Below are 3,487 nucleotides of genomic sequence, written 5' to 3'. Positions count from 1 at the left end.
GCCATCCATGGGAGAGGAACGATAACCGAAACCAGAGGTATAGGTTTGAAAGTTTTCCACGGGGAAGGAGGCCCCGGCCCAAGCATTTTGAGCTATGAGAGTGGGATTAGCTTTAACGGGGTGTAAACGGTCAAATCCTAGAGAAATTAACGTGACAAGACAGCTAATCGCTAAAAAACGCAGTAATTTAACAGGCAGATATTTGAGCATGAGACTTACTCCAGACACCAAAATTAAATATACCCCAGTTTCCGCTGCCGCTAATTTTACCGGCGGCTTTTAACCGATATTTTAGTTAAGTTTTGAGTTATATTGAGCATTGGTTAGCGGTTGACAACATTTCCCCTCAGGCTGCCGATTCCCCGACTCCCCCACTTACTTTTTACTTTTTACTGACTCGTACCATGTTAGACCTAAAGCAAATTAGAGAAAATCCAGAGGAAGTACAGAAACGCTTAGATAGTCGGGGAGGGAGTTATGATATTGCCCCTATTCTCCAGTTAAATCAACAACAGAAGGCTTTAGAGCAAGAACGCAGCAGTTTACAGGCCCGGGGTAACGAAATCGGTAAACTGGTGGGACAAAAAGTTAAAAGTGGCAGCGATGTCAACAGTCCCGAAATTTTGGCAATGAAAACAGAAGGAAACGAGATTAAAAGTAAACTAGCTCAATTAGAACCGCAGGAAAAAGAGATTAAAGCGGCCATTGACCAAAAAATCTTAGATTTACCCAATTTACCCAGTGAAACCACTCCCATCGGTAAGGATGAACGGGAAAATGTCGAAGTCAAACGCTGGGGAGAGGAATATAAACCCACCAACCCGAATATTTTGCCTCACTGGGAAATTGGGGAAAAATTGGGCATTTTAGACTTTGAACGGGCAGTAAAGATCGCCCAGAGTCGTTTTGTTAATCTTATCGCGCTCGGGGCAGCCCTAGAAAGAGCTTTAATTAATTTTATGCTCGATCGCCATATTGTCGCCGGTTATACAGAAGTTTTACCGCCAATTTTAATTAATAGTGACTCCCTGCGCGGGACGGGACAACTGCCGAAATTCGCGGAAGAAAGCTTTAAATGTCGAGATGATGAGCTTTGGTTAGCACCAACGGCAGAAGTACCTGTAACTAACCTCTATCGCGATGAAATCCTCTCATCGGAGCAATTACCGATCAAACACTGTGCCTATACTCCCTGTTTTCGTCGAGAAGCGGGCAGCTATGGCAAGGATACGAGGGGCTTGATCCGTTTGCATCAATTTAATAAGGTGGAAATGGTCAAAATCGTCCATCCTGACGATTCTGCTCAGGAACACGAAAGTTTAGTCGCTAATGCAGAGGCAATCCTGCAAGCTTTACAGTTGCCCTATCGGGTGATTGAATTGTGTAGCGGTGACTTGGGTTTTGCGGCCGCTAAATGTTATGACTTAGAAGTGTGGCTACCTTCGGCTAATACCTATCGGGAAATTTCCAGTTGTTCTAATTTTAGAGACTTTCAGGCACGACGGGCAAATATTCGCTTTAAAGAAAAAGGACAAAAAGGCACTAATTTTGTCCACACTCTCAACGGTTCGGGATTGGCGATCGGTCGTACTATGGCCGCTGTCCTAGAAAATTATCAACAGCCAGACGGGACGGTAAAAGTGCCAGAAGTGCTGCAACCCTATCTAAAACGGGAAGTTATTTGTTAAATTTTCTAAAAATGCTTGACAAAATGTCTATATAGGGTTTGCTGAATAAATCTAAAAACCTTGTTGGGTAAGACTTTTAGACCTTTTGTCAATCAAAAAGTACCGGATATGGGAGTGATCAGGGGGAAAATTCAGGTACTTTTTCCCTGAAAATTGGGTAGTTGACCACCTGAAAATCGGTAAAACCCTACACCCCACACCCCACACCCCACACCCTGCCCCCAAGAAAAACTTTTTGCCGCAAACCCTATATAGTGCATTGAAAGAATTGAGCTTAACCCCACTCTAGAATTGCCTGTTTTAAGGCTCCTTCAGGCAAATTGGCGGGATCAAAAGACTCACCCGCTTCCACTCTCCCTAAAGCTTCAAAAAAAGCCCTCACACCACTGGCCGGTCCCGATGGGTGGTCCATAATTCCGGTTCCCGCATTGAGGATAACATTACGTCCGTAATCCCCAAGGACCTGGGGAACAATACCTGGACGAATACCGGCCGAGGGAACCGGAAAAACGTTTCTATCGCGCAAAATATCGCGAATTTTGCCTTCCTCCCGGGGATCGAAGGGTAAACTACCGTAAGCGGCGGGATATAGCACCGCATCGGCTCCTGCGTGGGCCATCATCGTCCCCAAAACCACAGAATAGGCTAATCCCGTATCGCTACCGGCACACATCGCTCCAGCAAAGGCAGGATGGGCGAAAATAGGCACATCGATCGCTGGATCACTGGCTAAAGCTTCTAAAACGGAAAAACCGTAGGTAAGAACGTTTAATAACAGGGCATTAGCCCCATGTTTCACTAATAAACGGGCTTTTCTCTGCAATTCGTCCGCTTTTCCAGTGACATTGACCGCATAGAGAACATTTCTGCCGGTTTGCTGCCGCACTTCCTCCAAAACCCGGCGACAACAATCTAGGCGCTCGTGGGTGGGAGCCACGGGAAGATCCGCCATGATTTCATCATCTTTAATCACGTCTAAGCCAGCAAAAGCCACTTCTCGCAGGATATCGGCGTGATCTTGCGCCGATAGTCCTAAAGCGGGTTTAAAAATTGCCATGACTAGAGGTCGATCATAAACCCCCAAACGTTGCCTAATTCCTGTGATTCCCACCTTGGCTTTTGTGCCGTAGTTTTCGGGGAGGTACACCCCCACCACTTTTCCGGCTCCAGCCATGGAATATTTGCCGAAAATCATGGTTAAAAGACTGGCGATGTCATTTTCAACGTTTATCTGGGGAAAACGCACCCTAGCCACCTTATAACCGTCGGCTTCCTCCCTGATCCCCACCACTTCCCCTAGGTGTTGTTGCAGCTGCTCTTGACGATGACTGTGGCGATCGCTCCAAGTGCCAGCGGTTTGACCGATAGCGATCGTTTTTGCCTGTTTTTCGGCATTAATAGCGGGAGGAAAGCGATAATCGACAATTATAGTCATAAGAAGTCAAAAGATAAAAAAGGGAGTGGGAATTATGAATTATAAATTATGAATTGGGGAAGTGGGGAGCTTTTTTCAGTGTTGCCAAAGGCACGGCGTAGCCGTCCAGTAAACAGTAAACAGTAATCAGTGAACTGAAAACTCACATCTGATAACTGATAAGTGGGGAGGCACAATTATTTGTAGGATGGGTTAGCGGTAGCGTAACATGAGCGGGCGTTGGGTTTCATGCTTCAACCCATCCTACGTTCTACGTTCATCTTATATTTTATTCCACCTACCTACCTAACTGATCACTGATAACTGATAACTGATAACTGATAACTGATGACTTCGATCGGTTTTCTCAGCTATTGACAAGGGT

General features: G+C 45.7%; 2 protein-coding genes and 1 pseudogene. 1 reads left to right on the top strand and 2 read right to left on the bottom strand.

Features of this window, described 5'->3' with window-relative positions:
- A pseudogene (locus tag PX482_RS13900) lies at positions 1-210 on the bottom strand (M23 family metallopeptidase); the annotation flags it as partial.
- Positions 211-404: 194 nt separating this feature from the next.
- Here PX482_RS13900 and serS point away from each other — a divergent pair.
- The gene (serS, locus tag PX482_RS13895) at positions 405-1,688 is read left to right on the top strand and encodes a serine--tRNA ligase (protein ID WP_288122563.1); all 1,284 of its coding nucleotides are present in this window, start codon (positions 405-407) and stop codon (positions 1,686-1,688) included.
- Positions 1,689-1,962: 274 nt separating this feature from the next.
- On the opposite strand, the gene PX482_RS13890 is transcribed toward serS, so the two are convergent.
- Positions 1,963-3,123, bottom strand: a complete 1,161-nt coding sequence (locus PX482_RS13890; protein WP_002762548.1) for a 2,3-diketo-5-methylthiopentyl-1-phosphate enolase — start codon at positions 3,121-3,123, stop codon at positions 1,963-1,965.
- Positions 3,124-3,487 lie beyond the last annotated feature (364 nt).

Origin of the sequence: Microcystis sp. M53602_WE12 (assembly GCF_030065455.1) — a bacterium.
In the GTDB taxonomy this organism is placed as follows: domain Bacteria; phylum Cyanobacteriota; class Cyanobacteriia; order Cyanobacteriales; family Microcystaceae; genus Microcystis; species Microcystis aeruginosa.
The sequence above is the reverse complement of the archived record's forward strand: the minus strand, read 5'-3'. Positions and strand labels throughout refer to the sequence as shown.